The organism is Streptomyces sp. NPDC048349, assembly GCF_040651925.1.
GTDB lineage: Bacteria > Actinomycetota > Actinomycetes > Streptomycetales > Streptomycetaceae > Streptomyces.
Window position 1 is genome coordinate 1 of sequence record NZ_JBEZLA010000016.1, and the last position, 26,562, is coordinate 26,562.

Below are 26,562 nucleotides of genomic sequence, written 5' to 3' on the forward strand. Positions count from 1 at the left end.
GCACGGTAGCCGCCCAGACGCGCGCGGGCCACGTACATGTCCAGCGGCCCGCCGATGGTCGCGATCCGGCTGCGGCCGCGCGAGACGAGGTGGGCGACGGCCGCCCGGCCCGCCCCGATGTTGTCGGAGTCGACGTGGTCGACGGGCTCGGCCTCCGAGCGCCGGCCGTTCATGACGAGGGGCAGCCCGAGCTCCCGTACCCGTTCGGGCAGCGGATCGTCCGCGTGGACGGAGGCCAGCAGCACGCCGTCGACGCGCCGGGCGGCCAGGTACTGCTCGAAGCGCTGGCGCTCGCGTTCCGTCCGCACCAAGGTGAGCAGCAGCTGCTTGTCGGCTTCGGCGAGTTCGGCGCTGACCCCGCGGATGAGGTCGAGGAAGTACGGCTCGGAGAACAGCCGGGCCTCGGTCTCCGGGATGACCAGCGCCACCGCATCGGTCCGGCTGCCCGCCAGCGCCCTGGCCGCCTGGTTGGGTACGTACCCCAGCTCGGCGACGGCGCGGGCGACCGCCGCCCTGGCCTGCTCGCTCACCCGCGGCGAGCCGTTGATCACCCGCGAGACCGTGCCCCGGCCGACGCCGGCCAGGGCCGCGACCTCTTCCAGGGTGGGCCTGCCGTTCTGGCGTCCGCTCACGACTTTCGAACTCCCCTCGTGCGACACAGCGCGTCCCGCGCCCGTCCGGTCGCGTGGAACACGGTAACGCCGAACCGTCCGGTGGGAGCGCTCCCAATTCTCTCACGATCTCCGCCCCGCGCACTGCGGGCCCACCGGATCCGGCCCGTGCCAGATGCCGGAGGACGCCCGCCCGGGGATCTGTTTCAGGGAGACCTGAACCGCGCACGGCCGGGGGCCGCCACACGCCGGATCGCGGGCCCCGTAAACGGTGACATGAATCACAGCGGGGCGGAGCATCACGGAAGCATTACGTCCACTGACCCCGCGCTGACATGTCGAGATTTGTCCCACCAGGGTCGGCATTCACCTTCGCTGGCGAAATGGGTTTCTCGGCGAGGAAACCGGTTAGCGGCAACTGGCCATGTCACAGGCATTTCTGAGGGAACCGTGCCACCCCGGGCTGTCCGCCGACCGCGCCGCCAGCATGACTGCCCCGCCATTTCAAGGCCGTCGTACCGCGTCGGCGGGCGGGCCGGCGCCGGGACTTGCGAGCCGTTGCGGGGCTTCCAAGAATGGCGCCCTGCCCGGGTGCTCCGGCAGCTCAGGCGCAGGACGCATCGCAGAAACCACGTGAGGTCACGCATGCAGAAGCACCGCAAGAGGACGCGCTACAAGAAGACGACCATCGCCGCCGTCACGTTGGGCATCGTGGGCATACCCACGGCCGCGATCGCATGCCTGGACACGCAGGAGACGGCCGCGCCGAGGGCCTCCGCCCGGCTGACCACGCCCCCCTCTCCCAGCGCGCCGCTCGAAACCCAGGCTGCACCCGTGGCCACCCCCGTCGCCACGCCCGAGCCGACCGGGCAGCCCTCGGTGGATCCGCAGCCGACAGAGCCCTCCCCCGCGACGACGGCGCCGCCCGCGGCGACGCGGCCCGCCAAGCCGGCGCCGGCGCCGGCCCCGCCGAAGCCCCGGGTCACCCCGAAGCAGCCGACCACGCCGACCGCCGCGCCGTCGGGCCCGGCCGCCGAGGTCGTGGCCCTCGTCAACAAGGAACGCGCCCAGGCCGGTTGCTCGGCACTCACCGTCAACGCGAAGCTCACGGCTGCCGCGCTGGACCACAGCAAGGACATGGCCGCGCACTCGAACATGTCGCACACCGGGTCCGACGGCTCGAACCCGGGCGAGCGCATCACCCGTGCCGGGTACGCCTGGTCGACGTACGGCGAGAACGTCGCCTACGGCTACAGCACGCCCGAGCAGGTCATGACCGGTTGGATGAACAGCCCCGGGCACCGGCAGAACATCCTCAACTGCGCGTTCAAGGAGATAGGCGTCGGTCTTGCACAGCCGAACTCCTACTGGACGCAGACCTTCGGCGCGGCCCGCTGACGGCGTGGCCGCCCTTCACCTGACCCGTCCGCGCGCGCATCATCGGAGTGTGGAGACGTGGGAGTGGTGATGAGGAATGAGGCTGTCGTTCCTGGAACCCCTGTACGCGGAGCCCGGCCCGTTCGCCTCGGTGTACGTGGACACCTCGCGGGACGTCGAGCAGCCCGACCGTGCGCTCGCCCTGCGGTGGCACCGGCTGCGTGAGGACCTGACCCGCCAGGGTGCGGACCGGGCGCTGCTCGGCGTACTGGAGGAGGCGGTCGGCGCGGACGCGGAGCTGCCCGGGACCCACGGTCAGGCGATCTTCGCGGCCCACGGCTCGCTCGTTCTGGACGGGGAACTGCCGCGGCCGCCCGACCGCGATTCGGCCCGCTACAGCACCCTGCCGGAGGCGATGCCGCTGGTCACCCAGCACCTGCCGGAGATCCCGTACCTGGCGGTGGTGGTGCACTACGGCGGGCGGCCGACGGCCGAGACGCACGGCTGGGTGACGGTGGAGGCGGAGTCCGGTACCTGGCCCGCCTCCGCGGTGACCCCCGGTGAGCGGCTGCACCGCAGGGTACCGGTGGCCACCTGGCACCACAGCGCCGTCCGGCTCGGTCACGAGCTGGACGCCTGGGCGCGGCGCACCCGCGCCGACGCCGTGGTCATCGCCGGGGACGAGTGGGCGGGCAACGTCCTGGCCAACCGGCTGCCCCGCGTCCTTCGCGCCAAGGTCGTACGGGCCGGGGGCCCCACCCCGACGGACACCCGGCGGGCGCTGATCGAACCGCAGCTGGGCGGCGTCTTCCGCGGCCGGATGGCCGCGCACGACCGGGAGCTGGTGGACGTCTTCATCGGCCGGCGGGCCCTGGGCGGGCCCGTGGCGGAAGGGCTGGCCGCCGCGGTGGCCGCCCTGCAGCGCGGCCAGGTCGCGGCGCTGCTCCTGAACCCCGCCCACGCGCCCGCCGGCCCGCTGCGCCTGTGGACCGGCCCGCTGCCCGCCCAGCTCGCCCTGTCCGAGGAGGAGCTGCTCGCCTGCGGGGTACGGGCGCCCCGTGAGGAACCCGCCGACGAGGTCCTGGTGCGCGCCCTCGTCGGCACCGCCGCGGAACTGGTCGTCGTACCGGAGGACGAGCTGCCGCTGGAGGAGGGCGTGGGGGCGCTCCTGCGGTACGCCGACCCGGCGCCCCCAGTGTGACGCGCCGCGCTCCTACAGCCGCTGGTAGGTGCCGATGAGCGTGCCGACGGCGAGCTCCTTGCCCTGCACGGCGTCGTGCACGGCGTCCACGTCGGGCCGCTCGGGCAGCCGGATCGGGTGTGACAGGGCGTACAGGCGGAAGAAGTAGCGGTGGGGGCCGTGCCCGGGCGGTGGCATGGGACCGCCCCAGCCCGGGCGTCCGAACCCGTTGGGCCAGGGCGTCCCGCCGTGCGGGTCGTGGCCCTCCTCCACCCCGCCGGTCCACGGGTCGATGCCCGTGACCAGCCAGTGCAGGAAGGTGGTACGCGGCGCGTCCGGGTCCTCGCACAGGAGCAGCAGCTCCGCGGTGCCCTTGGGTGCGGCCGTCCAGGTCAGGGGCGGTGAGACGTTCTCTCCCTCACCCGTGTACCGGCGGGGGATCTCCGCGTGGTCGGCGAAGGCGGGGCTGGTCAGCTGAATTCCGGTCACGGCCGCCGCTCTACCCGCCCCGGGACGGCCCCTACCGCTGCGGGCCGCGATCCACCCGACTGCCACGCGGGCCGACGGATCCGCAGGGCCCGCGGGCCTCGGGGGCGACGACGGGCGCGTGCCGGTGTGCGGTGCCACGCTGGGGTCGTACACGATCCCCGAAAGGCAATCGCCATGATCACCACTGACTTCGCCCCCGGCTCCCCCTGCTGGCTCGACCTCGGCGCTCCGGACGTCCCGGCCGCCGCCGCCTTCTACGGCGCGGTGCTCGGATGGGACTACGAGTCCATGGGCGAGGGGGAGGACATGGAAGGCGGGATGTTCCGCAAGGACGGCAAGATCGTCGCCGGGCTCGGCAAGCTCACCGAGGAGGGAGCCCGCCCGGCCTGGATGATCTACTACAGCGTCCCCGACGCGGACGCCACGACCCGGGCCGTCGAGAGCGGTGGCGGCACGGTGCGCGTGCCGCCCAGGGACCTCGACGAGTGGGGCCGGATGGCGCAGTACAACGACCCGCTGGGGGGCCAGTTCGCCGTGTGGCAGCCGGGGACGAACAAGGGCGTCGATCTGGTGGACGAGCCGGGTTCCCTGTCCTGGACGGAGCTCTACACGAGCGACGCCTCGGCCGCCAAGGAGTTCTACGGCGGTGTCTTCGGCTGGCGCTTCAGCGATATGGAGCTGCCGGGCGGCGGCGGGACGTACTCCCTCATCACTCCCGCGGGCCTTCCCGACGAGCGGATGCACGGCGGTCTGATGGAACTGGCCCAGGGCGACCTCGTCTTGACGAAGGGAAGGCCGTACTGGCACCCGGTCTTCCACGTCCCCGACTGCGACGCCGCGGTCGCCAAGGTCACCGAGAACGGCGGCAGCGTGCAGATGGGGCCGGAGAACGCCGAGGGCGTCGGCCGGCTGGCCGTCTGCCTCGACCCGTCGAACGCCGACTTCGTGGTGCTGACCCCGGCCCCGGGCTCGTAGCCACGCCCCGGCGGCGCCTCAGCGCGGGACGTGGACGTGGATGGTCTTGCCCGCCCCCGAGCCGTGGTGGCGGATCTCCACGTCGGTCCCGAGCCGGTTGACCAGGGGCCATCCCCAGCCCCCCTCGCCCCCGTGATCGGGGCGTCGGGGCTGTGGCTCCGCGCTGCTGGTGTCCGAGACGTCCACGTCCACGCCGTCCGGTTGCAGGCGGAGGTCGAGCGCACAACCGCCGGAGGTGTGGCGCACGGCATTGGTGACGAGCTCGCTGATCACCAGCAGGGTGTCGTCGAGCACGACGGGCGGGAGCTCCGGCCCCTCGCGCACGAACGGCGCGAGGAAGCCCCGCGCCGCGTGGCGGGCGTCGGCCGCCGCGCGGCGACGGTTCAGGTCCAGGTGCAGTGTCCAGGGGACAGGCATGAGAACCGGCTCCAGAAGCTCGTGTCCGGGTGCGTGGTGGGCGTAATGCTCACTTTTATACGCTTGCCCGGTCGCGCCCCACCTACTCGTCCCACAGGCGCTACAGGTCCCACGGGCGGCGGAGCTCCCCCCGCTGCCGACGGGGCACCCCTCGTCCCGTCCCGGTGGTTCCCGGACGGACGGCGCCCTCGGCGGTGCCTGCCGGGCAGAGCGCAGAGTGAGGGCGGCGCGGTCGTCGCCGGGGCATGCCGGCGCCCCGGGACGCTTGGCCCGTGGGCCCCCGGCACCTACACCGCACACCGCCTCAGTGGGCCCTCCAGCGGAACTTCCCGCCACCGACCCATCTGACCTCGTCCGGGTCGTCCAGGTCGTGGATCGTGATGCCGGCGCCCGCGGCGATCAGAAGCACGTCCGTCATGGACCGGGCGGTGCTGACCATCTCCCCGTCGACCTCCACGATCCGGAACGGCGGGTCGGCCGGGTGCACACCCAGTACCGTGACCCGCGCCCTGGAGATGTAGGGACTCGCGCTTTCGGTCATGCGCAATTCGCCTCCCCTTCATGACGGGGCGCCGGGATCCACCGGATCTTCCTGCGCCTGCCCGGGTAGGAGCGGTTCATTCCGTCAGGATGGGCGTCCTCGCCGGGGACCCGCAACGCAGGAGGGGCACAGCCCGCGGTAGGTGACCTCGACCTCGGACACCGTGAAGCCGTACCGCTCCTGCGCCGGGAGGACCGCCAGCGGGTCGCCGGTCGGGTGGACGTCGCGGATGGTGCCGCAGCCGGAGCACACCAGGTGCTGGTGCGGGTGGTGCGCATTGGGGTCGTACCGCTTCGCGCGGCCGTGGGCGGAGACCTCCACGACCTCCCCGAGCAGGACCAGTTCCCCCAGGGTGTTGTAGACGGTCGCCCGGGAGATCTCGGGCAGCCGCTCCGCCGCACGGGCGTGCACCTCGTCGGCCGTCAGGTGCACGTGCTCGCCGTCGAGGATCTCCGCGACGACGCGCCGCTGGGACGTCATGCGCCAGCCACGCCCCCGCAACCGCTCCAGCAAGTCGCTCATCGTCGGTTCACCTGTTCATGCTCGCCGGGATGAAAGAAGTCTACCGGCCGGTGTTCGCATTCCGGCGGGAAGCGGACGCGGTGGTGCGGCGGGAAGAACTCCGTTACGCCGCAGCTCCGCGAACGGTCGAGATGATCGGACGATCTCACCTTTTCTCGGCCGTCCCGGCGACCGGGAGAGTCGGCAGCCGTGGAGCCGGGACCCCAAATACCGTGGATTTCGGCTGCCTGTTGCGCGGGGGCGCTCCGCGTGTTCTCACAGCGGCACGGTCTGCGGTGCGGAACCATACGGACGCAGGCCGCCCGCCCGCATTCACGTAGGAAAAGCGGACAAGCTCCCAGAGCAAGCAGCCAGCAGATGGAAAACCCGAGACAGGAAGAAGGGCTGACGTGTCCGGCAGCGAAAGCGAGAACCCGGCAATCCCCTCCCCCACCCCCACGCCGACTGCCCCCAGGACGAACCGTGACTGGTGGCCGAACCAGCTGGACCTACAGGTTCTCCACCAGCACTCGCCGCAGTCCAATCCGATGGGTGAGGGCTTCGACTACGCACAAGAGTTCGCGAACCTGGACGTCGAGGCGCTGAAGCGGGACGTCTTCGAGGTCATGACGGCCTCGCAGGACTGGTGGCCTGCCGATTACGGTCACTACGGGCCGCTCTTCATCCGGATGAGCTGGCACGCCGCCGGGACGTACCGCATCGCCGACGGCCGGGGCGGCGGCGGCTCCGGCGCCCAGCGCTTCGCCCCTCTCAACAGCTGGCCCGACAACGCAAGCCTCGACAAGGCGCGCCGCCTGCTCTGGCCGGTCAAGAAGAAGTACGGCCGGAAGATCTCCTGGGCCGATCTCCTGGTCTTCGCCGGAAACTGCGCCATGGAATCGATGGGGTTCAAGACCTTCGGATTCGGCTTCGGGCGCGAGGACATCTGGGAACCCGAGGAAATCTTCTGGGGCCCCGAGGACACCTGGCTCGGAGACGAGCGCTACAGCGGTGACAGGGAACTCACCGGTCCGTTCGGCGCGGTGCAGATGGGGCTGATCTACGTCAATCCCGAAGGGCCCAACGGGAACCCGGATCCGCTCGCCGCCGCCCGCGACATCCGCGAGACGTTCGGGCGCATGGCGATGAACGACGAGGAGACGGTCGCGCTGATCGTCGGCGGCCACACCTTCGGCAAGTGCCACGGCGCGGTCGATCCGCAGTACGTCGGTCCCGAACCCGAGGCCTGCCCGATCGAGCTGCAGGGCCTGGGGTGGACGAACTCGTACGGCAGCGGCAAGGGCGCCGACACGCTCACCAGCGGGCTCGAGGGCGCGTGGACCTCCGAGCCGACGAAGTGGGACAACGGGTACCTGGACAATCTCTTCCGGTACGACTGGGAGCTGACGACGAGCCCCGCCGGTGCGCACCAGTGGACCCCGACGGACCCCTCGGCCCGGGACACGGTGCCCGATGCGCACGATCCGTCGAAGCGGCACGCCCCCATGATGCTCACGACGGACCTCTCGCTGAAGCTGGATCCGGTCTACGGGCCGATCTCCAAGAGCTTCCACGAGAACCCGGCCAAGCTCGCGGAGGCGTTCGCCAAGGCGTGGTACAAGCTGTTGCACCGCGACATGGGACCCGTCTCGCGCTACCTCGGACCGTGGATCCCCGAGCCGCAGCTGTGGCAGGACCCCGTCCCCGCGGTCGATCACGTTCTGGTCGGGGACGCGGAGATCGCAGACCTCAAGGCCCGGATCCTCGCTTCGGGGCTGTCCGTCTCCCAGCTGGTCACCACCGCCTGGGCGTCGGCGGCGAGCTTCCGCGGCACCGACAAGCGGGGTGGGGCCAACGGGGCGCGGATCCGGCTTGCGCCGCAGAAGGACTGGGAGGTCAACGCCCTCCCGGAGGTGACCGAGGTGCTGGAGACCCTCGAAGGGATCCGGCAGGACTTCGCCGCCTCGCAGACCGGCGCGACGAAGGTCTCGCTCGCCGATCTCATCGTCCTGGGCGGGTGCGCGGCCGTCGAAAAGGCGGCGAAGGACGCGGGGCACATCGTCACGGTGCCGTTCGCGCCGGGGCGCACGGACGCCTCGCAGGAGCAGACCGACGTGGAGTCGTTCGCCGTCCTCGAGCCCAAGGCGGACGGCTTCCGCAACTACCTCCGGGCGGGAGAGAAGTTGTCGCCGGAGACGCTCCTGCTGGACCGCGCCAACATGCTGACGCTGACCGCACCGGAGATGACGGTGCTGATCGGCGGCATGCGGGCCCTGAACACCGGCTTCGCGGGGTCCCGGCACGGTCTGTTCACCGACCGGCCGGAGACGTTGACCAACGACTTCTTCGTCAACCTGCTGGACATGGGTACGGAGTGGAAGGCGTCGACCTCGGCGGAGAACGTGTTCGAAGGCCGGGACCGCGGCACGGGCGAGGTCAAGTGGACGGCCACCGCGGCCGACCTCGTCTTCGGTTCGAACTCCCAGCTCCGAGCCGTCGCGGAGGTCTACGCCTGCGAGGACGCGGGAGAGAAGTTCGTCCGTGATTTCGTGGCGGCGTGGGACAAGGTCATGACCCTCGACCGGTTCGACCTCGCCTGAGCCCGGTGTCCCGGTCGGCGCGGCCTGACTCCCGCAGGCCGGCCGGGACCTCCCGGCCGGGCCCTTGGACCGGCCCCCCGGCCCTGGGGTCGGGCGCCGGTGCGGGAAGGGGTAGGGGGCCAGGCCGGCGCCGGATGACCGCCTCGGCCCCCTTGCGTAGGGTCGGGACCATGACGCGCAACGACGACATCCCGCAGGAACCCGCCCCGCAGCCGGACCTCGACGCCTACCTCGCCCGCATCGGCTGGACCGGGGAGCGGCGGGCGGACGCCGACACGCTCCGGTCGCTGCACCTCGCCCACATGTACGGCATTCCGTTCGAGAACCTGGACCCGCTCGGCGGCTCGGCCCCCTCCCTCGCACTGCCGGACCTGGAGGCGAAGCTGGTCCGCGGCGGCCGGGGCGGGTACTGCTACGAGCACAACACCCTGCTGGCCGCGGTGCTGGAGGCGTTCGGATTCGGCGTCACGCGGCTGGCCGCGCGCGTCGTGCTGGGAGCCGGGGACGCGGTCCGGCCGCGTACGCACATGCTGTTGCTGGTCGAGGTGCCGGGCGAGCCGGGCCCGTACGTGGCGGACGTGGGCTTCGGGGCGGGCGGCGCCCTGCTCGAAGCGGTCCCGCTGGTGGCGGACACCGAGTTCGAGGACGCGACCCGACGCCACCGCCTGGTCCACCGGCCGCACCGCGGACCGCTGGAGCTGTGGGTGCTCCAGGCGTACGAGGACGACGCGTGGACGGACCAGTACGCCTTCACCCTGGAGCCCTACGAGGCCCCGGACTTCGAGGTCATCAACTGGCACATCGCCACCAACCCCCGCTCCCCGTTCTCCCACCTCCTCTACGTCCAGCGGACGACGCCGGACGGCCACCTCGCGCTCAGCGGCCGCCAACTCGTCCGGACCCGCCCGGACGGTTCCCGCAGCGAACGGGAGTTGTCGGGTCACGACGAGATCGTCCGCGTCCTGACCGCCGACTTCGGCATCGCGGTACCGGACGGGCAGGCACTGACCGCCGCCTCCGCCTGAGCCCGGCGCGTATCCGCAGCGCGAGGGCCGTTCGGCGGAGCCCGGCTGGCAGCCCGCCCGGACGGCGCCCAGGGTGTCAGCTGACGGCCGCCTCCGTGACGGACGGGCCCAGCCCGGGCAGCGGCCGGACCTGCTCCCTGCTCCCGAGACGCCTGGAGACGCGATGCACAGCACACCCCACAGGGCCGGGCGGGGCCGCCGGCGACCGGCCTGGCTCGCGCTGGGCCTCTCCGTGGCGCTCGGCGCCCTCGGCGCCGGCCCGGCGGCCGCCGCGCCGGCGCCGCGGTGCGACCGGGCGCCCACCGGCGTCCAGACCAGCGACTACTGGCTGGACTTCACCGTTCCGGCCGGGCTGATGCCCGACCCGCGGTTCGACGGGCGCCCGGCCCGGATCCAGGTGCACCGCGTGCAGCCGTCGTACGCGAACGGCAGGTGCCGGGGGCTGCCCACCAGGGCCGCGGTACTCGTGCACGGCCGTACCGTCCCGGGACCGGCGGCGTTCGACCTGCGCCACCCCGCGCCGGAGGGCGGCGAGCTCAGTGTGCAAAAGGCCCTCGCCCAGGCGGGCATCGACACGTTCGCCCCCAGCCTGCTCGGCTACGGGCTCTCGACGCGGTTCGCGGACGGGCTGGACGATCCGGGCAACGCGAGCCTGCGGGGCTACGACGCCGACGGCTCCTGCCCGTACCCCGAAGGCTGCGACCGCACCCACGACCCGGTGTTCCCCCTCGACCAGCAGGGCAGCCTGCTCATGCCCCATCCGCTGCAGGAGCGGGTCGCGCACTCCAGTGACCGGCGCTTCGCCCGCACCGACGTGTGGGTGCGCGACATCCGCCAGGTCATCGACGACGCCGTCGCCCGCGCCCGCCCGACGAACGGCAAGGTCACCCTGGTCGGCGCGTCGTTCGGCGCGGTCCAGGTCGGGCGCGCGCTGTACGCGGCCAACCCGGTGCTGCCCGACAGCAGCCGCACGCTCTCGAAGGTCAACCGGGTGGTGTTCCTGTCCTCGCCGTTCGGTCTGCCGACCGAGGAGACGACCCCGCCGGGCGGCTTCGCCACGTTCCCGCTGACGCTGGGCGGGCGCCCCGCCGAAGCCCCCCTGCCATCGGAGCGCGAGGCGGTCTGCACCGGACGGCGCATCCCCGGCGCCGCGGACCGGCTCTGGACGCAGATGCAGGAGCTGGACCCCCTGGGCAGCACGTGGGGCGGAGCCGAGCCCGGCAACCCGAGCGGCCTCAGCCGCACCCCCACCTTCTCCGCCTACGGGTGGAACGCCGCCGTGGCCGGGCAGCTGTCCCCGCCCACGCTGGTCGTGCACGGCCTCGACGATCGGGAGCCGTCCTCGCCGCCGTCGAACGCGACCGCCCTCTACGACGCCCTGCCGGCGTCGATGACGCGCAAGGTGCTGGTCCAGGTGCAGTGCGCGAGCCATTCCCTGCCCCAGGAGGGCTGCACCGGCGCGCGGTGCACCCCGGCATCGGGGATCCCGTACGGCGGCCGCCCCGGCGAGCCCTGGGCCGGCCCGCACGCCACGCTCAAGGCGGCACTGATCGAGTGGATCGGGCACGGCACCTTCGGCGGCGCCCCGAACGGCCGGTTCGTCGTCGACGAGAGCGGCGTGGCGAACCCCGCGACCTGAGGGCCGACCGCGATTGTCAGACCCCCTCGGTACCTTCGGCCCATGAGAGCTGAGGCAACCTTTACCGTCCAAGCGTTCGTCGCGCCCGAGTTGAAGCCCGAGCCGGCCGTGTCCACCGGGCTGCCGGTGGGTGTCGCCACGATGGAGAAGCACTTCGAAGGAGAGGTCGTGGGGCGCTCGGCAACCGTGTTCACGGCCGCGTTCGACCCGTCGGCAGGCGTCGGCACCTACGTGGCGATGGAGTCGTTCGAGGGCTCCCTGCAGGGCCGGGAGGGAGCCTTCAACTTCGTGCACTCGGCGACGACGTCCGGCAGCGACCGCACGGCGGAGTTCTTCACCATCGTGCCGTCGAGCGGCACCGGCGAGCTGGCCGGGATCACCGGCGCCGGAGGGATCGCCGTGGACGCCGACGCCACGCACCGCATCTGGTTCGACTACCAGCTCGGCTGATCCGTGGCTCCGAGGGGCAGCGGCCCGCACGACCCGCTCGGCCCGCTCGGCCGCGGGATGACCGGCGGCGGCGGGCCGGCCCCCGCCCGACACCGGCCGGCCATCTCCCGGCTGCCCGGAGTATGTTCCGAGTGCTCCCGCTCGTGGCGATCAGGGCCTTACCATGCGCGTGCGGGGCGCGGGGAGCGCACCGCGGGGCGTCAGGGGGAGGCGCGATGGCCGCAGCACCGTACGACCGCACACCCGGAACACGTGGGACGTCCGAGGACCTGGCGGACCACACCGGGCACGGGCTGCCGGGCGGGGTGGAGCTGTACCACTTGAGGCCGGACGGCGGCATCGTGCTGGCCGACCGGGACGGGTCCCGGGAGCTCGGGCCGGAGCGGGAGTTCCTGCCGTTCATCGACGACGGACAGTTCGCGCACTACCTCGTGGGCGACGCCGGCACCTCGCCCGAGCGGCCCTCCAACGCCACCGTAAAACTGGGGGTGGTGGGCCCGCGCAGCGCCTTCACCCCGCACGCGCACGGGGGTGAGCACTTCGTCCTCAGCCTCGGCCACGCGGCCTGCGGGCTCTACGACGCGGGCCGCGGCCGCGTCACCGAAGTACGCCTTGCACCGGGCATGTTGATCCGCATCCCGGAGATGATGCCGCACTCCTTCGCGAACCGGGGCGGGTCCCCTCTGACGATCCTCGCCGCCAACACGGGATACGGCATCGACCACGAGGACTACGCCATCACCGCGGCGGAAGCCGAGCGGCGGGCCGCCCCGAGCGCCGTACGGCCCGGCCCGGCGGGGCGCGCCGCCGCGCCGGCCGCTCCCGCCGCCCCCCGCGCCACCGGTGGCGCCGCCAGCGCCGGCGCCACGGCGCTCGCGTCCGCCACCGACTACCGGGTCCTCGCCGCCGCGCTGCGCGACATCGAGCGCGCCCAGCGGGTCCACGGCATCGCCGGCACCACCGTCCGCGAGCGGCTGGCCGCACGGCTGCGGCGGGTGGCGACCGCACTGGAGGTCCGCCGGTGATCTGCCCGCACTGCGAACGCAACCTGCTGCGCAAGGAGCGCACCGGCAACACATGCAGCCATTGCAAGCGGCGCTACGCACTGGACCCCAAGACCAACTCTCTGCGCCTCAGCGACCTGCGGGTGCTCCGGATCACCACCGGGCTGACGGACAACGGCCGGATCCGCGTCACCCCGGGCCAGTTGTGGTACGCGCTGTCGCGCAAGCGGATCAGGGAAGGCGAGTTCGCACCCGGCTGCGCGGGCGGGGCGCTCTTCGGCGGTGTGGTCTTCGGATTCTGGGCCCTGTTCGGCCAGATGCCGTTCATGCTGTACGCCTCGGCGGCCCTGCTGGCCACCGCGCTCGGCGTCCTCATCGCGCGGCGGCGGGGAGCGGGCCGGGGCATTGCGCCCATGACCCGTGGAGCCTTCCGTTCCGAGGCGCTCGCCGAGTGGGTGCGGGTGTACGGGAGCCTGCCGCCCGGCGTGGTCGACGACAACGGCCACCCGTGGCCCCGGCGGCCCGCCGACGCGCCCCCGCCGCATGCCGTGCTCCTCTGCCCCGACCCCTCCATCGCCGCCTTCCTGGCCGCCGACGGCCTGCCCGACCGCCACGGCATCGCCCTCGTACAGAGCCCCGAGCGCGTCACGGCCCTGCTCCCCGCCCTGCCCCCGCGCGGCCCGGTCCTGGTGCTCCACGACGCCGACGCGCGCGGCGAACTGCTCCTGCGGCAGCTCCGCCAGGACCTCCCCGGCCGCCCGGTGGTCGACGCCGGAGTGTCCTTGCGGACGGTCCACGGCCGGCCGAAGGCCGTGGCGTACCGCGATCCCCACCACAAGCCCACGGCGCACGAGATGCGCCGGCTGACCGCCCTCGGCGAGTTCACTGCGCAGGAGCTGACGTGGCTGGCGCAGGGCTGGCGGTTCCCGCTCGTCGCGATCCCGCCGGTCCGGCTGCTCACCGTGCTGGGCCGGCTCGCCAAACGGATCGGCCGCGGGGTCGACGACGAACGGCGCCGTGCCGCGGAGGTCGGCTTCATGACGTGGCCGGGCGCCGGCGGGTCGCCAGGCGCAGACACCTCCGGGAAGAAGGGCACGCCCAGCGCATGAACACCAGCAAGAGCACGGGGAGGGGTGGGAGTGCCACTCCCTCCCGGTTGGCGCGCACCGGAATCCCGGCCTTCGGTGATCGGCTGCTCGATGCGGCGATCGGCGCGGCAGCCGCCCGCGCGGGCGACCCCGGCGGACTCCGGTTCACGGAGCGGCAGCTCTACTACGAGACCTGCCGCGTGCTGAGTCCGGCCGCGCCGCTGCTGCGCCGCCTGCCCGGCGCCCCGGCGCCGGTGGTGCGCCTGCCCTCGTTCACCCGCGCCCTGGACGCACGCGGCCGGGAGACCGTACCGGGACTGCTGCCGGCCGCGGTGCCCCCGGCGGACCTCGCCCGGCACGCGCCCGGCGAGCCGGACCTGTTCGACTACGGGCTCCCCCGGCTGCTGCTCTGCCAGGACCGCTCGATCGCGGCGATGCTGCTCGCCAACCACGTCCACCTGGAGGCGGCCTGCCCCGTCCTCGCGGCGGCCGACGCGCTGCCCCTGGCCCCGCGTCTCGTCGCCGCCCTGGAGCGGGCGGAGGGCGCCACGGTGCACGTCCTGCACGACGCGAGCCCCGAGGGGGTGACGCTCCCGGCGCGGGTACGAGCGGCGCTCGGCCCCCTCTCCGGGGTACGGGTCGGCTCCCTGGGGCTCGTACCGCGGCACGCCGCCGCCCTGCGGCTGCCCTCGGGACGCGGCCCGGCACCCGCCCCGGCGGCGGGGGCCGACTGGCCGGGCGCGCTGCGGCCGCGCGAGGCCGCGTGGCTGGCGCGGGGCCGGTTCGCGCAGGTGGCCGCCGTACCGCCGGCCAGGCTCGTCCGGACGGTCCTGCGCCTGACCCGGGGTCCGCGTCCGCCCCGCGCGTCCCTGTGGGGCGAGCTGGGCGGACTGCGCACCACCGGTTTCATGACGTGGCCCGCCGCGTGACCGGCCCCGTGACCCCCTTCGACACACCCGAGGTACGCACACGATGATCCGGCCCCGAGAGATCGCCTACGCAGACGAGCTCCTCGCCGACGGCACGGTCCACCGCAGGTACGAAGACGGCCTCGAGGAGTGGCGCAGCCGCACCCCGGGCCGCCCCCACACGGTGCGCTGGCGCGACAACCGGGGTGCCTCGGGGACCGACGAGCTGCTCGGCAACCGCGTCATCAAACGCACCCTCGAAGACGGCACCGCCACCTACGCCCGGGACATCGGCTACGGCCGTACGGTGTGGGCGCGTGGCGAGCGGGTCACCGTCAACAGGAGCTCCTTCGGCGGCCGGATGGGTGTGCTGCTCGCCGGCCTGGGGGTGGCGGCCCTCGCCGTCACCGCCGCCCATCTGCCGCCGCTGAGCATGACCCCGGAGGAGGAAGAGGCCCTGCGCCGCCAACAGGAGCAGAGCCAGGCGTCGTCCTCCGGCGGCGACGGCGCGGGCGGGGACTCCGGGGGCGACGGGGGTTCCGGCGAGGACGGCTGGGACGCGGGCTGGGACGGCGACGAGGACGCCTGGAGCGACGACGACTTCGGCTGAGCAGCATGAACACCAGCGATACGCACCGAGGCGAGCACGAAGGAAGGAACCATCAGTGGCACGTCTGTGCGCCTGCCTGGCCGACACCACCGGGCAGGCCCGCGCCCACCTCGCGGCCATGGGCGCCGCCGTCGCGGGCCGGCCCCCGGTTGAGGTGCCGGGTGCCGGGCTGGGCCTCCTCACCGGTGAGCCCGGCCGCGCCACCGGCCCGTTCGCCGCTCTCGGACGCACCGCGGTCGGCGAGGTCACCCTCCACAACCGGCCCGTGCTGCTCGCCGCCCTCGCGGCGGGGGCCGCGGCCGGGGCCGCCGCCGCGCCCCCGCGGCCCGACTGCTCCGACGGCGAACTCCTCCTCCACTGCTGGGCGTTGCTCGGCGAAGCCGGAGTGACACTCGCCGAGGGGATGTTCGTGCTGGCCGTTCTCGACGGACCCGACCTGGTCCTGATTCGCGACCACGTCGGTGCCCGCACCCTCTACTACGCGCGGGCCGACGGCGCATGGGCCGCCTCGACCTCGTTGCGGGCGCTGCGCCGCTGGCCGGCGCTCGCCACCTCGATGAACCTGTCGGCGGTCCGCTCCTTCCTCACCTTCGCCTACCTGCCCGGGGAGGAAACCCTGCTCACCGGGGTCCGCGAAGTGCTGCCCGGCCGCGTCCTGCGGCTGGCCCGCGACGGCCGGGTCACCGAAACGGTCCACTGGGAGCCGCACGAGCACGTCGAGGACCCCGCCCCCGCCGACCCGGCCGGTCACGTCCTGGCCCTGCGCTCCCTGCTGGAGCAGGCCACGGCGGCCCGGCTGCCCGCGGCGCAGCCCGCCGCGGTGCTGCTCTCCGGCGGTATCGACAGCTCCCTGGTCACCGCCCTGGCGGCGAAGCTCCACTCCCACCCGGTCCACACGTACTCCATCAGCTTCGGCGACGACCTGCCGAACGAACTCGGCTACTCGGGCCTGGTGGCCTCCCACTGCCACACCCGGCACCGGATCCTGAACGTCTCGGGGGCGGCGGTGGCGGCGCGGCTGGCCGAGGCCGCGGCACTGCTGGACAGCCCGGTCGGAGACCCGCTGACCGTGCCGAACCTGATGCTGGCCGAGGCCGTGGCTGCGGACGGCGCCTCCGTGGTTCTGAACGGCGAGGGCGGCGACCCGGTCTTCGGCGGGCCCAAGAACCTCCCCATGCTGGTGCAGGAGATGCACCGTACGCCGGGCGCGCCCTGGGACGAGGACCGGGCCACCGCGTACTTGCGCTCGTACCGCAAGTGCTGGACGGACCTCCCGGTCCTGCTGACGGAGCCGGTCCTGGACGCGCTACGGGATGCCCCGCGACTGGAGCGGCACGTGGAGCCGTACCTGCTGCCGGAGGCCGGCGGCTCCCCCTACGCGATGGACCACCTGCTCAACCGGCTGCTGCACTGCAACCTGCGGACCAAGGGGGCGCACCACATCCTGACGAAGGTGGAGCGCCTCACTTCGTCGAGGGGGGTGGAGGGCCGCTCCCCGCTCTTCGACCGGTCGGTCATCGACCACGCCTTCGCCACGCCGCCGGCGTTCAAGCTCCGCGGGACGGCCGAGAAGTGGATCCTCAAGGAGGCCGTGCGGGACCTTCTGCCGGGCACGGTGGTCGACCGCCCGAAGAGCGGGATGCGGGTGCCGGTGCAGCAGTGGCTGACCGGTCCGCTGCGCGATCTGAGCCACGAGCTCCTCCTCGGCCGCCGCTCCCGTCAGCGGGGCCTGTTCCGTCCTGAGACCATCCGGACCTGGCTCAAGGGCGAGGGCGCGCTGCTGCCCCGCCAAGGCGGCAAGCTCTGGCTGGTGCTGACGCTGGAGCTGTGGCTGAGGTCGTACGACGTGTGAGCCGACCGGGCCGACCGGCTGCCCGAGCCTCGCCCTGACAGCCCGGCGTGATCGATCCGCTCCACGGCTGAATCCGCGGCGGACGCGGCCGGGGCGTCGGGCGTGGCGTCGGGATGTGTGCGGGTCGGCGGGTGATGATGACGCGGTGCGACTTGATCACGTGTCCTATGCGGTGGCCCGCGACAGCTTCGTCTCGACCGTCCAGTGGATCGGATCGGCCCTCGGAGGCGGGTTCGTCGACGGGGGCGCGCACCCGCGCTTCGGCACCCGCAACTTCATTCTCCCGCTGAGCGGCGGCACCTACGTCGAGGTCGTCACCACACTCGACCACCCCGCCGCCGACCGCGCACCCTTCGGCCAGGCGGTCGCGCGCCGCGCCGCCGAGGGCGGCGGCTGGCTCGGCTGGGTGGTCTCCGTCGACGACATCGCCCCGGTGGAGGCCCGCCTCGGCCGCACCTCGGCCGAGGGCCACCGTGTCCGCCCCGACGGGTTCGACCTGAGGTGGAAGCAGATCGGCCTGCTGGAACTGCTGGAGGACCCGCAACTGCCGTACTTCCTTCAGTGGTTGGTGCCCGTCGAGGAGCGCCCGAGCGCCGACCCGCGCACCTCCACCACCATCCACGGTCTCTCCATCGCCGGCGACGCCGCCTCCATCGCCGAATTCCTCGGCGAACCGGCCGACCACCCCCTCGAACAGATCGACGTCACCTGGGTCGAGGATGAGGAACCGGGCCTGGTCTCGGTCGAATTCGCCACCGCCCAGGGCCCGGTCACGATTTGACCAGGGCCGGCTGCCCGGCAGGGAGCAGCCGACCGGGTTCTCCGCAGCCCGTGAATCGTGAACGTCTCCACCCACCGGCTCAGCCCGCAACGCCCCACCCATCAAGGCAAAGCGCCCCGGACCGAGCCGTCTGCACCACCCTCTACAGCCCGCGGCCCGTCGCGGAGGCGAAGCCCAGCCAGGTGTGGCGGTTGCCCCACCAGCACCAGCCGACCTTGGGGGCGTTGCGCCGTTCGCGGCCGTCGCGACCGGTGCCGTTGCTGATCCAGACCGCCGGGGTGCGGGCGTCCAGGGTGCCGTTCGCCTTGCGCAGCCGGGAGCCGATGGTCATGAAGCAGCGGCTGCGCTCGAGGGCCGCCGGCTGCTGGAGCACCCAGTGGATGCCTTCGGTGAGCAGCAGCGGGGTGCGCCCCTCCTTGGTGAGGGCGGGCAGCGCCTCTTCCGGGCTCCAGTTGGCCATGTGGTCGCCGCGGTCGACGCCGGTGACCACGTAGAGGGGGGCGTCCGGCAGTGCGATCTCGCAGGGGGCGAAGCGGTCGACGTCGGGCATGTCGGTGACGACGAAGCCGGGCTTGCCGTCATGGCGCAGCAGCGGCGCGAGGGCGGAAGCGGGAGCGCGGTCGGGGTGGACGGCGAGCAGCGCGCCGCCGGGCCCACTGTCGGCGCCCTCGGCGAAGGTGCGCAGCTCGTCGGCGGACATCCCGGCGATCTCGTGCACCCCGAGCTCGATCAGGCGTTCCGCCTGGGCGGCGAGCGGCGGGAGAGGGAGCGTGCTGATGGTGGACGGGGTCTCGGGCAAGGTACTCCTCGGCTCACGATCTGGAGGATGTGGACCTGAGATCAACGGGGAGCTCTTCCGGAAGGTTCCCGGAGGTCGTTCCCCCGCCGGTACGGCGTGGCCCGGACACGAGAGCCTCGTCCACGGCGCCAACCGCCATATCCGGCCGCCCGGTTGTGGCCGGTCTCACCGTGCGTGCCGCAACTGGCCGGAAGTTATCGTCGCAGCCATCCGCACCAGTGAGCTGTTTCACATCAGTGGAGGGCGAATGCATCCGGTTCTTGGCAGGCTCTGCGGGGCCGCCGCGGCCCTGCTGCTCGGCGGAGGCGTGCTCCTCGGGGGCCCGGCCTCCGCGGCCGACACGGGCGAAGAACACGCGGGCACGGGCGCCGCCGACCTGGGCTCCGCCGCCACCGGCGCAGCGGCGGCCGCCCCCGTCCCGCCCGTCCCCGGCGCGCTCAGGGCGTACAACGTCGACGGGGTCTACAGCGCCGGCGTCTCGTCCGGCGGGTACATGGCGACCCAGTTGCACGTGGCCTATTCGGGTACGTTCAAGGGCTCCGCGGCCTTCGCGTCCGGGCCCCAGTACTGTGCGCAGAACGACCTGGGCAGGGCCCTGAACGCCTGTATGGAGGTGTACCAGGACCTCCAGCTCGCCACCCTGAAGCAGACCACGGCGAACTGGTCCGCGCAGGGCGCCATCGACGACGTGGCCGGGCTGAGCGGGGACCCGGTCTACGTCTTCAGCGGTTCCAACGACTCGACCGTCGAACGCCCGGTGTCCACCGCGCTGAGCGACTACTACCGGCACTTCGGCGCCGACGTGCTCTACAACAAGAGCACCGGCGCGGGCCACGCCTGGATCAGCCCGCTCGGCCCGAACGCGTGCACCGTCACCGCCAACCCGTGGATCAACGACTGCGGCTTCGACGCCGAGCGTGAGTTCCTGGGACACCTCCTCGGCTCCGTCAGCGCTCCCGCGGCCGCGCCCGGCGGCAGCCTGATCCGGTTCGACCAGAACACGTACGCGCCCGGCGGCGCCGCCAAGCCGATCTCCATGGACGAGGACGGCTTCGTCTACGTCCCCACGAGCTGCGCGAACGGGGCAGCCTGCAAGGTGGTCGTCGCCCTCCACGGCTGCAAGCAGGGGTACGCGTACCAGGGCTTCGGCACCCGGTTCATCGACCATGCGTACCTCAACGAGTACGCCGACACCAACCGCCTGATCGTCCTGTACCCGCAGGCCATCCCGACCACGACCCTCGACAACCCCAACGGCTGCTGGAACTGGTGGGGTTACCTGGGTGATCCCGCGTACGCGCGGCACGGCGGCCGGCAGATCGAGACCATCATGGGCATGGTCAAGGCCCTCGGCGGGACCGGCTCGACGCCGCCGCCCGCCGGAATCGTCACGCTGCCCAGCCTGGACGCCGAGGACGGTTACCTCAAGGCCGCGGGTGACGGTTCGGTCCCGGCCGTCGGCACCCTGGAGGATGCCTACGGACTGGCCCTGGGGCGGGGCACCGACGGCAAGTTCAACAGGAGCGTGCTGTCCTTCGATACGGCCGCCCTCCCGCCGGGGAAGGAGATCACGCGGGCCTGGGTGACCTTGACGCGGAGCAGCGGGTCCGGCGATCCCTGGGCCGGCCCGGCCGGCAACCGGCTGCTGGTCGACGTCCACACCGGCTGTCTCGGCGGCTGCGCGGTGGAGGCCGCCGACTGGGCGGCCGTCGCGACGGCCGCCGGGGCGGCCGAGATCGGCTCCTTCACCTCCGGCAGCAAGGCGTCCGGCCCCTTGTCCGCCGCGGGCCTGTCCGCGATCAACCGCTCCGGACGGACCCAGGTCCGCCTCCGGTTCGAGCAGAACCAGCCGGCCACGGCGTACCTCTTCGTCAACAGGGACACGCAGGCGACCCTGACCGTCGAATACAGGTGACCCGGCCGCATACCGGGCCGCCGCAGGCGCTGGCGCACCGCGCCCGCCCCCGGTGCGTCGGCGGGGGCGGGTCACCGCCCGGGCGATCCCGCGCGCAGGCCGTCCATGATGAGGTCGAGGAGCCGGGTGGCGCGGGGTTGCCAGTCGCCGCAGGGGTCGATCTGCCAGAGGCCGGCGATGGCGAGCAGGAAGTCGTCCGCGGTGACGCCCGGGCGGAGGGTGCCGGATTCCTCGTTGGCGCGGAGCAGCAGCGCGGCCGCGGAGGTGATCGGCTCGTACCCGGGCTTCGCCGCGCCGCCGGATGCACCGGCGGCCTGGCGGATCGCGTCGGCCAGGCCCGCCTTGGCCATGGCGAACCGGGCGAGCCGGTCCATCCACTCCCGCAGGGCCCGGTCCGGCGGCAGGGCCGCGAGGAGCTGGGCGGCGGAGTCGGCGACCTGCTGGATCTCGTGGCGGAAGATCTCGAGGACGAGGGACTCGCGATCGGGGAAGTTGCGGTAGAAGGTGCCCTGGCCCACGCCGGCCTTCTTGGCGATGGTGCTCAGGGGAACGTCCGGGGAGCGGGTCAGCTCGACGAGGGCCACGTCCAGGATGCGCTCACGGTTCCGTTGCGCGTCCGAGCGGACGGGCGCGTGGCTTCTGTCCTGCACTCGTCCTCCTCGGGGGTACGCCGACGACCGGCCTTGCTAACCGGACAACTGTCCGGTACGTTTCCGCGGTAACGGACAATTGTCCGGTTGACTTCAGCTTAGCCGCGGAAGCACCGGGCGGGGACCGCCCGCGCCACGAGCGCGACCGACGTTCCTGCCGCCTCCTGCCCGTTTCCCAGCCGGCCCCACACGTACAGCGCCACCTCTTCACCGCCCGACAGGGTCCCGCTCCGACGCGCCCCTGACAAGCGAAAGAAGGCTGATCATGGTCGCCCCGACGTCCAGCGCCATCGTCCTGACCGTCAACGGCGAGAAGTACCCGCTCTCCGTCGACCACCGCACCACCCTGCTCGACGCCCTGCGCGAGCGGCTCGACCTGACCGGCAGCAAGAAGGGCTGCGACCAGGGGCAGTGCGGAGCCTGCACCGTCCTGGTGGACGGCCGCCGGACCGTCTCCTGCCTCCAGCTGGCCGTCGCGGCCGAGGGACGCGAGATCACCACCATCGAAGGCATGGCCGACGGCGAACACCTGCACCCGGTGCAGCAGGCCTTCCTCGACCTCGACGGATTGCAGTGTGGCTACTGCACGCCGGGGCAGATCTGTTCGGCCGTCGCGGTGATCCAGGAGCACGCCGAGGGCTGGCCGAGCGCGGTCACCGCCGACGTGCGACCCGACGCGGGCCCGCCGACGCTGACCGCCGACGAGATCCGGGAGCGGATGAGCGGCAACCTCTGCCGGTGCGGTGCGTACGTGTCGATCGTGCAGGCCGTCGCCCGGGCGGCCTCGGCCGACGCTGCGGCGAGCACGGAGGCGGCGGCATGAGGGAGTTCGGCTATCAGCGCGCCGTGGACGTGGCGGGTGCGGTCGCCGTACTCGAAGCCGACCCGCAGGCGCGCGTCCTCGGCGGCGGTACCAACCTCGTCGACCTGATGAAGACCGGGGTGGAGCGTCCCGGCCTGCTCGTCGACGTCCGTGAACTGCCGCTCAATCAGGTTGAGTTGACAGACGAGGGCGGTCTGCGCATCGGCGCGACCGTCACCAACAGCGACCTCGCGGCCCATCCCGAGGTCCGCCGCCGGTACCCGGCACTGACGCAGGCCGTACTCGCCGGTGCCTCCGGGCAGCTGCGCAACATGGCCACCGTCGGCGGAAACCTGCTCCAGCGCACCCGCTGCGGATACTTCGGCGACGTGGCCCAGCCCTGCAACAAGCGCACGCCCGGCAGCGGTTGCCCGGCGCTCGCCGGCGAGCACCACAACTCCGCGATCCTCGGCGCCTCCGACCACTGCGTGGCCGTCCACCCGTCGGACATGGCCGTGGCGCTCACCGCCTTCGACGCGGTCGTGTCGTACGAAACCGGCGACGGCCCCGGCGAGTTGCCGATCGCCGACTTCTACCTTCCGGTGGGCGACGCCCCGCACCGGGAGACCGCCCTGCCGCAAGGCGCGCTGATCACCGGTGTCACCCTGCCGGCCGCACCGGTCGCCGCCGCCTCGCGCTACCGGAAGGTGCGCGAGCGGGCCTCGTACGCGTTCGCGATCGGCTCGGTCGCCGCCGCGCTCGACGTCGAGGCGGGAGTCGTACGGGACGTGCGGCTGGCTCTCGGAGCGGTCGCGTCGCGGCCGTGGCGGGCCCTGCAGGCCGAGCGGCTCCTGAAGGGCGCCCCGGCCGATGCCCGCACCTTCGCGGCCGCCGCGGACGCCGAACTCGCCGCCGCGCGACCGCTGGCGCACAACGGATACAAGGTGACCCTCACGCGCAACCTCGTGGTGGCCATACTGACCGAACTCGCCGAGGAGGCCGCCCGATGACCACCGTCACTCCCCTGAACGGCTCCCTCGGCACGGCGCACGCACGCGTGGAAGGACGCGACAAGGTCACGGGGGCCGCCCGCTACGCTGGGGAAATCCCCTACGCCGAACTCGCCCACGGATGGCTGGCGTTGTCCACCGTGGCCCGCGGCCGCGTCCGCGCGGTCGACACGGACGCCGTCCTGGGCATGCCCGGCGTCCTCACGGTCCTGCACCACGGGAACGCCCCACGGCTCGAGACCGGGTACCCGGGGCTGATGGGGATGGTCCCCGACCCGTCCGTCGCGCTCTTCCAGCACGACCTAGTGCCGCACGCGGGCTGGCCCGTGGCGCTGGTGGTCGCCGAGACCGCCGAGCAGGCCAGGGAAGCCGCCGAGGCGCTCGCGGTGCACTACGAAGAGGAGCCGCACGACGTCGCGTTCCACGCCGACCGGCCCGGCTCGTACGCTCCGGCGGACGCCCCGCACGCCCCGGCGGCGACCGCGAAGGGCGACCTGGAGGCCGAACTCGCCCGGGCTGCCGTCGTCGTGGACGCCGAGTACACCACGCCCGAAGAGCACCACAGCCCGCTGGAGCCGCACGCGGCGACCGCCCGCTGGGAGGCGGGCCGGCTCGAGGTCGTCGACTCCAACCAGGGCGCCGTGTGGGTACAGGGCGAACTCGCGAGCCTGTTCTCGCTCGACCCGGCCGCGGTCCGCGTACGGTCCGAACACGTCGGCGGCGGCTTCGGTTCCAAGGGCGTGCGTGCCCACCAGGTGGCGGCCGCCATGGCCGCGACCGTGCTGCGGCGCCCGGTCCGGGTCGTCCTGACGCGTCGCCAGATGTTCTCGCTCACCGGCTACCGGAGCCCCACCGCCCAGCGGGTCAGGCTCGGTGCCGACGCCGACGGGCGGCTGCGCGCCCTGGGCCATGACGCCCTGAACCTCACCTCCACGGTGCACGAGTACCTGGAGCCGAGCGCCATGCCGGGACGGGTGCTGTACGACGCGGACGCCCACCGCACGGCCCACCGGATCGTACGGCTGGACGTGCCGACGCCGACGTTCATGCGCGCGCCGGGCGCGGCACCGGGGTCGTTCGCGTTGGAGTCGGCGCTCGACGAGCTGGCCGAGCGGTGCGGTGTCGACCCGATCGACCTGCGCGCCCGCAACGAGCCGGCGGTGGGGCCCGTGTCCGGGCAGCCCTTCGCCGGCCGCAGTCTGATCGCCTGTTTCCGGGAAGGCGCGCGCAGGTTCGGCTGGGCGGACCGCGATCCGCGGCCCGGCCTGCGCCGCGACGGCCGATGGCTGCTCGGCACCGGCACGGCGGCGGCCTCCTACCACGCGGGGGTCGTCCCGTCGACGGCGGCGGTGACGGCCGCGCCGGACGGCACCTTCACGGTCAGCATCTCGGCGGCGGACATCGGAACCGGCGCGCGGACCGCGCTCACCCTGATCGCCGCGGACGTGCTGGACGTCCCGCCGGACCGGGTCCACGTCCTGATCGGAGACAGCGACTTCGGACCCGCGATGATCGCGGGCGGCTCCATGGGCACCAGCTCCTGGGCCTGGGCGGTCCACGCCGCGGTGGCGGAGCTGCGCAAGCGACTCGTTCCCGGGGGGACCGTCCCGCCGGAGGGCGTCACCGTCCACGCGGACTCCATGGCGGCCGTCGCCGCCCTCCCCCAGAAGGAACGGCACTCCTACGGAGCGCAGTTCGCCGAGGCCGCCGTCGACGTCACCACCGGCGAGGTCCGCGTGCGCCGCATGCTCGGCATCTTCGCGGCGGGCCGGATCGTCAATCCGCTCACCGCCCGGAGCCAGTTCGTGGGCGGAATGACCTGGGGCCTCTCCATGGCCCTGCACGAGGAGGCGGTCCGCGACCAGGCCTCGGGGGCTCACGTCGGCGCCGACCTCGCGGGCTACCACTTCGCGGCCAACGCCGACGTCCCGCACATCGAGGCGGACTGGCTGGCGGAGGAACCGGACGAGGACGACCCGATCGGCATCAAGGGCATCGGCGAGGTCGGCATCGTGGGCGCCGCGGCGGCGATCGCCAACGCGGTCTGGCACGCGACCGGCGTGCGCCACCGCCACCTGCCCATCCGGCCCGACCGCGTCCTGTCGGCCGGTGGCGGGACATCCGGCGCTTGACACCGCCGAGGAGTCGGGGCGCTGGATCGAGGAGGGACGGGACGTCGCCGTAGCCACCGTCGTGGGCAGCCGCGGCAGCGCGCCGCGCGGCTCGGGGGCCGCTCTCGCCGTCGACAGCGCCGGGACCACGACCGGGCCCCGAATCCTGTCACCCGATCCACGTCCGGAGCTTCTCGGGGTTGCGTACCGCCCAGATGCGGCTGATCCGGTCGTGCGCGAGCTCGAAGGCGGCCACCGTCACGGTGACGCCCCCGCGTTGGGCCACCAGGCCGGGCCTGCCGTTGACCGAGCGCTCCAGGAGCGTCGTACCGGAGGCCCGGCTGCCCATCTCGACGATGTAGCGGGCGATCCGTTCGGCGCCCACGACCGGCCGGAGCACCGCACCGGCCTTGCCGCCGCCGTCGGCGGTCATCGTCGCTCCGGGGTCGAGCAGGCCGACGAGCGCGGCGATGTCCTGGGCCTCCCAGGCCTGCTTGAAGTCCCTGATGACGCCGGCCTGCCGGGTGGTCGGCGCCACCGGAGCCCGTGCCGCACGGATACGACGGCGGGCCGACGACGCCAGTTGCCGGCACGCCGCCGGGGTACGGCCGACGATCGCGGCCACCTCGGCGAAGGGGTACCGGAAGACGTCGTGGAGGATGAACGCGACGCGCTCGGCCGGGGTCATCGACTCGAGGACCACGAGGAAGGCCATGTCGACCGACTCGTCGAGGGTGACCCGGTCGGCCGGGTCGACGGGTGCGCCTCCGCTGTCTCCCGGCCGCCCGCCCCTCCAGTGCGCATGGTCGGGCAGCGGCTCCGGGATCCACTCCCCCACGTAGCGCTCGCGCCGCGCGCGGGCCGAGCCGAGCACGTCGAGGCAGATGCGGCCGGCCACCTTCGTCAGCCAGGCGCCGGGGGACTCGATGGCCTCCTGCTGCTGGCGGGACATGGCGTACCAGCGGGCGTAGGTCTCCTGCACGGCGTCCTCGGCCTCGGCCAGGGAGCCGAGGAGCCGGTAGGCGAGGTTGATCAGCTGGCGGCGCTCGCTCGTGATCGCGGCCAGGCCCGGCCCGTCCCCGCGGCCGCAGTCGTGCACGTGGTCGTGTTCGGATCGGGTGGTCATGGTCTCTACGACTCCCTTGCTCGGGTGTGCCCTTCAGCACGTTCGACGAGATGCCGCAACGGAACGTGAGGCCGGGGGCACGGTCTCACATTCCCGGTGGC

General features: G+C 73.2%; 25 protein-coding genes and 1 pseudogene. 18 read left to right on the forward strand and 8 right to left on the reverse strand.

The window, feature by feature from the left end; translation table 11 throughout:
- A partial coding sequence (locus AB0D44_RS11570; RefSeq protein WP_362588036.1) for a LacI family DNA-binding transcriptional regulator occupies window positions 1-632 on the reverse strand: 632 nt, incomplete at its 3' end.
- A 624-nt stretch (window positions 633-1,256) separates the two neighbouring features.
- On the opposite strand from AB0D44_RS11570, the gene AB0D44_RS11575 reads away from it, so the two are divergent.
- Together AB0D44_RS11575 and AB0D44_RS11580 are read left to right on the forward strand one after the other, a co-directional pair.
- Window positions 1,257-2,009 carry a CAP domain-containing protein gene (locus tag AB0D44_RS11575; protein ID WP_362588039.1) on the forward strand — a complete coding sequence of 251 codons (753 nt, stop codon included), beginning with the start codon at window positions 1,257-1,259 and terminating at the stop codon, window positions 2,007-2,009.
- A gap of 76 nt (window positions 2,010-2,085) precedes the next feature.
- Complete coding sequence (locus tag AB0D44_RS11580) at window positions 2,086-3,189, forward strand: hypothetical protein (RefSeq protein WP_362588042.1); 1,104 nt, start codon at window positions 2,086-2,088, stop codon at window positions 3,187-3,189.
- A 12-nt stretch (window positions 3,190-3,201) separates the two neighbouring features.
- Here AB0D44_RS11580 and AB0D44_RS11585 read toward each other — a convergent pair whose 3' ends face one another.
- Complete coding sequence (locus AB0D44_RS11585) at window positions 3,202-3,657, reverse strand: YbhB/YbcL family Raf kinase inhibitor-like protein (RefSeq protein ID WP_362588046.1); 456 nt, start codon at window positions 3,655-3,657, stop codon at window positions 3,202-3,204.
- A 174-nt stretch (window positions 3,658-3,831) separates the two neighbouring features.
- Here AB0D44_RS11585 and AB0D44_RS11590 point away from each other — a divergent pair, with 174 nt between their 5' ends.
- A complete protein-coding gene (locus AB0D44_RS11590) occupies window positions 3,832-4,632 on the forward strand; it encodes a VOC family protein (RefSeq protein WP_362588049.1) in 801 nt (266 codons plus the stop codon).
- Between the two features lie 18 nt (window positions 4,633-4,650).
- On the opposite strand, the gene AB0D44_RS11595 is transcribed toward AB0D44_RS11590, so the two are convergent.
- The 3 genes from AB0D44_RS11595 to AB0D44_RS11605 all read right to left on the reverse strand — a co-directional run bounded on the left by AB0D44_RS11595 (window position 4,651) and on the right by AB0D44_RS11605 (window position 6,112).
- Window positions 4,651-5,049, reverse strand: coding sequence for an ATP-binding protein (locus AB0D44_RS11595; RefSeq protein WP_362588052.1), 399 nt, complete (start codon window positions 5,047-5,049; stop codon window positions 4,651-4,653).
- Between the two features lie 304 nt (window positions 5,050-5,353).
- Window positions 5,354-5,590 (reverse strand): hypothetical protein, encoded by a 237-nt coding sequence (locus AB0D44_RS11600; protein WP_362588055.1) that lies wholly within the window; start codon window positions 5,588-5,590, stop codon window positions 5,354-5,356.
- 84 nt (window positions 5,591-5,674) lie between these two features.
- The gene (locus AB0D44_RS11605) at window positions 5,675-6,112 is read right to left on the reverse strand and encodes a Fur family transcriptional regulator (RefSeq protein WP_362588058.1); all 438 of its coding nucleotides are present in this window, start codon (window positions 6,110-6,112) and stop codon (window positions 5,675-5,677) included.
- Window positions 6,113-6,531: 419 nt separating this feature from the next.
- Here AB0D44_RS11605 and katG point away from each other — a divergent pair, with 419 nt between their 5' ends.
- The 10 genes from katG to AB0D44_RS11655 all read left to right on the forward strand — a co-directional run bounded on the left by katG (window position 6,532) and on the right by AB0D44_RS11655 (window position 18,048).
- Entirely contained in the window at window positions 6,532-8,691 is a 2,160-nt protein-coding gene (gene katG / locus AB0D44_RS11610) for a catalase/peroxidase HPI (protein WP_362588358.1), read from the forward strand.
- A 170-nt stretch (window positions 8,692-8,861) separates the two neighbouring features.
- Complete coding sequence (locus tag AB0D44_RS11615; RefSeq protein ID WP_362588060.1) at window positions 8,862-9,716, forward strand: arylamine N-acetyltransferase; 855 nt, start codon at window positions 8,862-8,864, stop codon at window positions 9,714-9,716.
- Window positions 9,717-9,879: 163 nt separating this feature from the next.
- On the forward strand, window positions 9,880-11,355 hold the full coding sequence (locus AB0D44_RS11620) for an alpha/beta hydrolase (protein ID WP_362588063.1): 1,476 nt from the start codon (window positions 9,880-9,882) through the stop codon (window positions 11,353-11,355).
- A gap of 42 nt (window positions 11,356-11,397) precedes the next feature.
- Window positions 11,398-11,805 (forward strand): DUF3224 domain-containing protein, encoded by a 408-nt coding sequence (locus AB0D44_RS11625; protein WP_362588066.1) that lies wholly within the window; start codon window positions 11,398-11,400, stop codon window positions 11,803-11,805.
- Window positions 11,806-12,020: 215 nt separating this feature from the next.
- On the forward strand, window positions 12,021-12,830 hold the full coding sequence (locus AB0D44_RS11630; RefSeq protein WP_362588068.1) for a cupin domain-containing protein: 810 nt from the start codon (window positions 12,021-12,023) through the stop codon (window positions 12,828-12,830).
- Entirely contained in the window at window positions 12,827-13,918 is a 1,092-nt protein-coding gene (locus AB0D44_RS11635) for a hypothetical protein (RefSeq protein ID WP_362588071.1), read from the forward strand. The genes AB0D44_RS11630 and AB0D44_RS11635 overlap by 4 nt, the downstream gene beginning before the upstream one ends.
- Window positions 13,915-14,826: a hypothetical protein gene (locus tag AB0D44_RS11640; RefSeq protein WP_362588074.1), complete on the forward strand. Its 912-nt coding sequence runs from the start codon at window positions 13,915-13,917 to the stop codon at window positions 14,824-14,826. The genes AB0D44_RS11635 and AB0D44_RS11640 overlap by 4 nt, the downstream gene beginning before the upstream one ends.
- A gap of 43 nt (window positions 14,827-14,869) precedes the next feature.
- Window positions 14,870-15,415, forward strand: a complete 546-nt coding sequence (locus AB0D44_RS11645; RefSeq protein ID WP_362588076.1) for a hypothetical protein — start codon at window positions 14,870-14,872, stop codon at window positions 15,413-15,415.
- A gap of 55 nt (window positions 15,416-15,470) precedes the next feature.
- On the forward strand, window positions 15,471-17,267 hold the full coding sequence (locus tag AB0D44_RS11650) for an asparagine synthase-related protein (protein WP_362588079.1): 1,797 nt from the start codon (window positions 15,471-15,473) through the stop codon (window positions 17,265-17,267).
- A 145-nt stretch (window positions 17,268-17,412) separates the two neighbouring features.
- Window positions 17,413-18,048, forward strand: a complete 636-nt coding sequence (locus AB0D44_RS11655; protein WP_362588082.1) for a VOC family protein — start codon at window positions 17,413-17,415, stop codon at window positions 18,046-18,048.
- Between the two features lie 142 nt (window positions 18,049-18,190).
- On the opposite strand, the gene AB0D44_RS11660 is transcribed toward AB0D44_RS11655, so the two are convergent.
- On the reverse strand, window positions 18,191-18,847 hold the full coding sequence (locus tag AB0D44_RS11660; RefSeq protein ID WP_362588085.1) for a DUF5701 family protein: 657 nt from the start codon (window positions 18,845-18,847) through the stop codon (window positions 18,191-18,193).
- Between the two features lie 247 nt (window positions 18,848-19,094).
- Between AB0D44_RS11660 and AB0D44_RS11665 the strand changes: the two genes are divergently transcribed.
- Window positions 19,095-20,762, forward strand: coding sequence for a PHB depolymerase family esterase (locus tag AB0D44_RS11665; protein WP_362588088.1), 1,668 nt, complete (start codon window positions 19,095-19,097; stop codon window positions 20,760-20,762).
- A gap of 71 nt (window positions 20,763-20,833) precedes the next feature.
- Here AB0D44_RS11665 and AB0D44_RS11670 read toward each other — a convergent pair whose 3' ends face one another.
- Complete coding sequence (locus AB0D44_RS11670; protein WP_362588091.1) at window positions 20,834-21,412, reverse strand: TetR/AcrR family transcriptional regulator; 579 nt, start codon at window positions 21,410-21,412, stop codon at window positions 20,834-20,836.
- Window positions 21,413-21,677: 265 nt separating this feature from the next.
- Between AB0D44_RS11670 and AB0D44_RS11675 the strand changes: the two genes are divergently transcribed.
- The 4 genes and pseudogenes from AB0D44_RS11675 to AB0D44_RS11690 form a co-directional block, all read left to right on the forward strand.
- Window positions 21,678-22,235 (forward strand): 2Fe-2S iron-sulfur cluster-binding protein, encoded by a 558-nt coding sequence (locus AB0D44_RS11675; protein ID WP_362588094.1) that lies wholly within the window; start codon window positions 21,678-21,680, stop codon window positions 22,233-22,235.
- Window positions 22,232-23,224: a xanthine dehydrogenase family protein subunit M gene (locus AB0D44_RS11680; RefSeq protein ID WP_362588097.1), complete on the forward strand. Its 993-nt coding sequence runs from the start codon at window positions 22,232-22,234 to the stop codon at window positions 23,222-23,224. The genes AB0D44_RS11675 and AB0D44_RS11680 overlap by 4 nt, the downstream gene beginning before the upstream one ends.
- Window positions 23,221-25,356 (forward strand): xanthine dehydrogenase family protein molybdopterin-binding subunit, encoded by a 2,136-nt coding sequence (locus AB0D44_RS11685; protein ID WP_362588100.1) that lies wholly within the window; start codon window positions 23,221-23,223, stop codon window positions 25,354-25,356. Before AB0D44_RS11680 ends, AB0D44_RS11685 begins: the two co-directional genes overlap by 4 nt.
- Window positions 25,334-25,483 (forward strand): annotated as a pseudogene (locus tag AB0D44_RS11690) (XdhC family protein); the annotation flags it as partial. The gene AB0D44_RS11685 and the pseudogene AB0D44_RS11690, both read left to right, overlap by 23 nt.
- Window positions 25,484-25,504: 21 nt before the next feature.
- On the opposite strand, the gene sigJ reads toward AB0D44_RS11690, so the two are convergent.
- Window positions 25,505-26,461: an RNA polymerase sigma factor SigJ gene (sigJ, locus tag AB0D44_RS11695; RefSeq protein ID WP_362588103.1), complete on the reverse strand. Its 957-nt coding sequence runs from the start codon at window positions 26,459-26,461 to the stop codon at window positions 25,505-25,507.
- Between the last annotated feature and the right edge of the window lie 101 nt (window positions 26,462-26,562).

What these genes read in the sequence shown, in the direction of transcription:
- AB0D44_RS11675 (WP_362588094.1), top strand. Translation starts at nt 21,678, where the DNA reads ATGGTCGCCCCGACGTCCAGCGCCATCGTCCTGACCGTCAACGGCGAG.
- AB0D44_RS11680 (WP_362588097.1), top strand. Translation starts at nt 22,232, where the DNA reads ATGAGGGAGTTCGGCTATCAGCGCGCCGTGGACGTGGCGGGTGCGGTC.
- AB0D44_RS11600 (WP_362588055.1), bottom strand. Translation starts at nt 5,590, where the DNA reads ATGACCGAAAGCGCGAGTCCCTACATCTCCAGGGCGCGGGTCACGGTA.
- AB0D44_RS11590 (WP_362588049.1), top strand. Translation starts at nt 3,832, where the DNA reads ATGATCACCACTGACTTCGCCCCCGGCTCCCCCTGCTGGCTCGACCTC.
- AB0D44_RS11630 (WP_362588068.1), top strand. Translation starts at nt 12,021, where the DNA reads ATGGCCGCAGCACCGTACGACCGCACACCCGGAACACGTGGGACGTCC.
- sigJ (WP_362588103.1), bottom strand. Translation starts at nt 26,461, where the DNA reads ATGACCACCCGATCCGAACACGACCACGTGCACGACTGCGGCCGCGGG.
- AB0D44_RS11620 (WP_362588063.1), top strand. Translation starts at nt 9,880, where the DNA reads ATGCACAGCACACCCCACAGGGCCGGGCGGGGCCGCCGGCGACCGGCC.
- AB0D44_RS11605 (WP_362588058.1), bottom strand. Translation starts at nt 6,112, where the DNA reads ATGAGCGACTTGCTGGAGCGGTTGCGGGGGCGTGGCTGGCGCATGACG.
- AB0D44_RS11685 (WP_362588100.1), top strand. Translation starts at nt 23,221, where the DNA reads ATGACCACCGTCACTCCCCTGAACGGCTCCCTCGGCACGGCGCACGCA.
- AB0D44_RS11615 (WP_362588060.1), top strand. Translation starts at nt 8,862, where the DNA reads ATGACGCGCAACGACGACATCCCGCAGGAACCCGCCCCGCAGCCGGAC.
- AB0D44_RS11645 (WP_362588076.1), top strand. Translation starts at nt 14,870, where the DNA reads ATGATCCGGCCCCGAGAGATCGCCTACGCAGACGAGCTCCTCGCCGAC.
- AB0D44_RS11665 (WP_362588088.1), top strand. Translation starts at nt 19,095, where the DNA reads ATGCATCCGGTTCTTGGCAGGCTCTGCGGGGCCGCCGCGGCCCTGCTG.
- AB0D44_RS11625 (WP_362588066.1), top strand. Translation starts at nt 11,398, where the DNA reads ATGAGAGCTGAGGCAACCTTTACCGTCCAAGCGTTCGTCGCGCCCGAG.
- AB0D44_RS11575 (WP_362588039.1), top strand. Translation starts at nt 1,257, where the DNA reads ATGCAGAAGCACCGCAAGAGGACGCGCTACAAGAAGACGACCATCGCC.
- AB0D44_RS11595 (WP_362588052.1), bottom strand. Translation starts at nt 5,049, where the DNA reads ATGCCTGTCCCCTGGACACTGCACCTGGACCTGAACCGTCGCCGCGCG.
- AB0D44_RS11640 (WP_362588074.1), top strand. Translation starts at nt 13,915, where the DNA reads ATGAACACCAGCAAGAGCACGGGGAGGGGTGGGAGTGCCACTCCCTCC.
- AB0D44_RS11580 (WP_362588042.1), top strand. Translation starts at nt 2,086, where the DNA reads ATGAGGCTGTCGTTCCTGGAACCCCTGTACGCGGAGCCCGGCCCGTTC.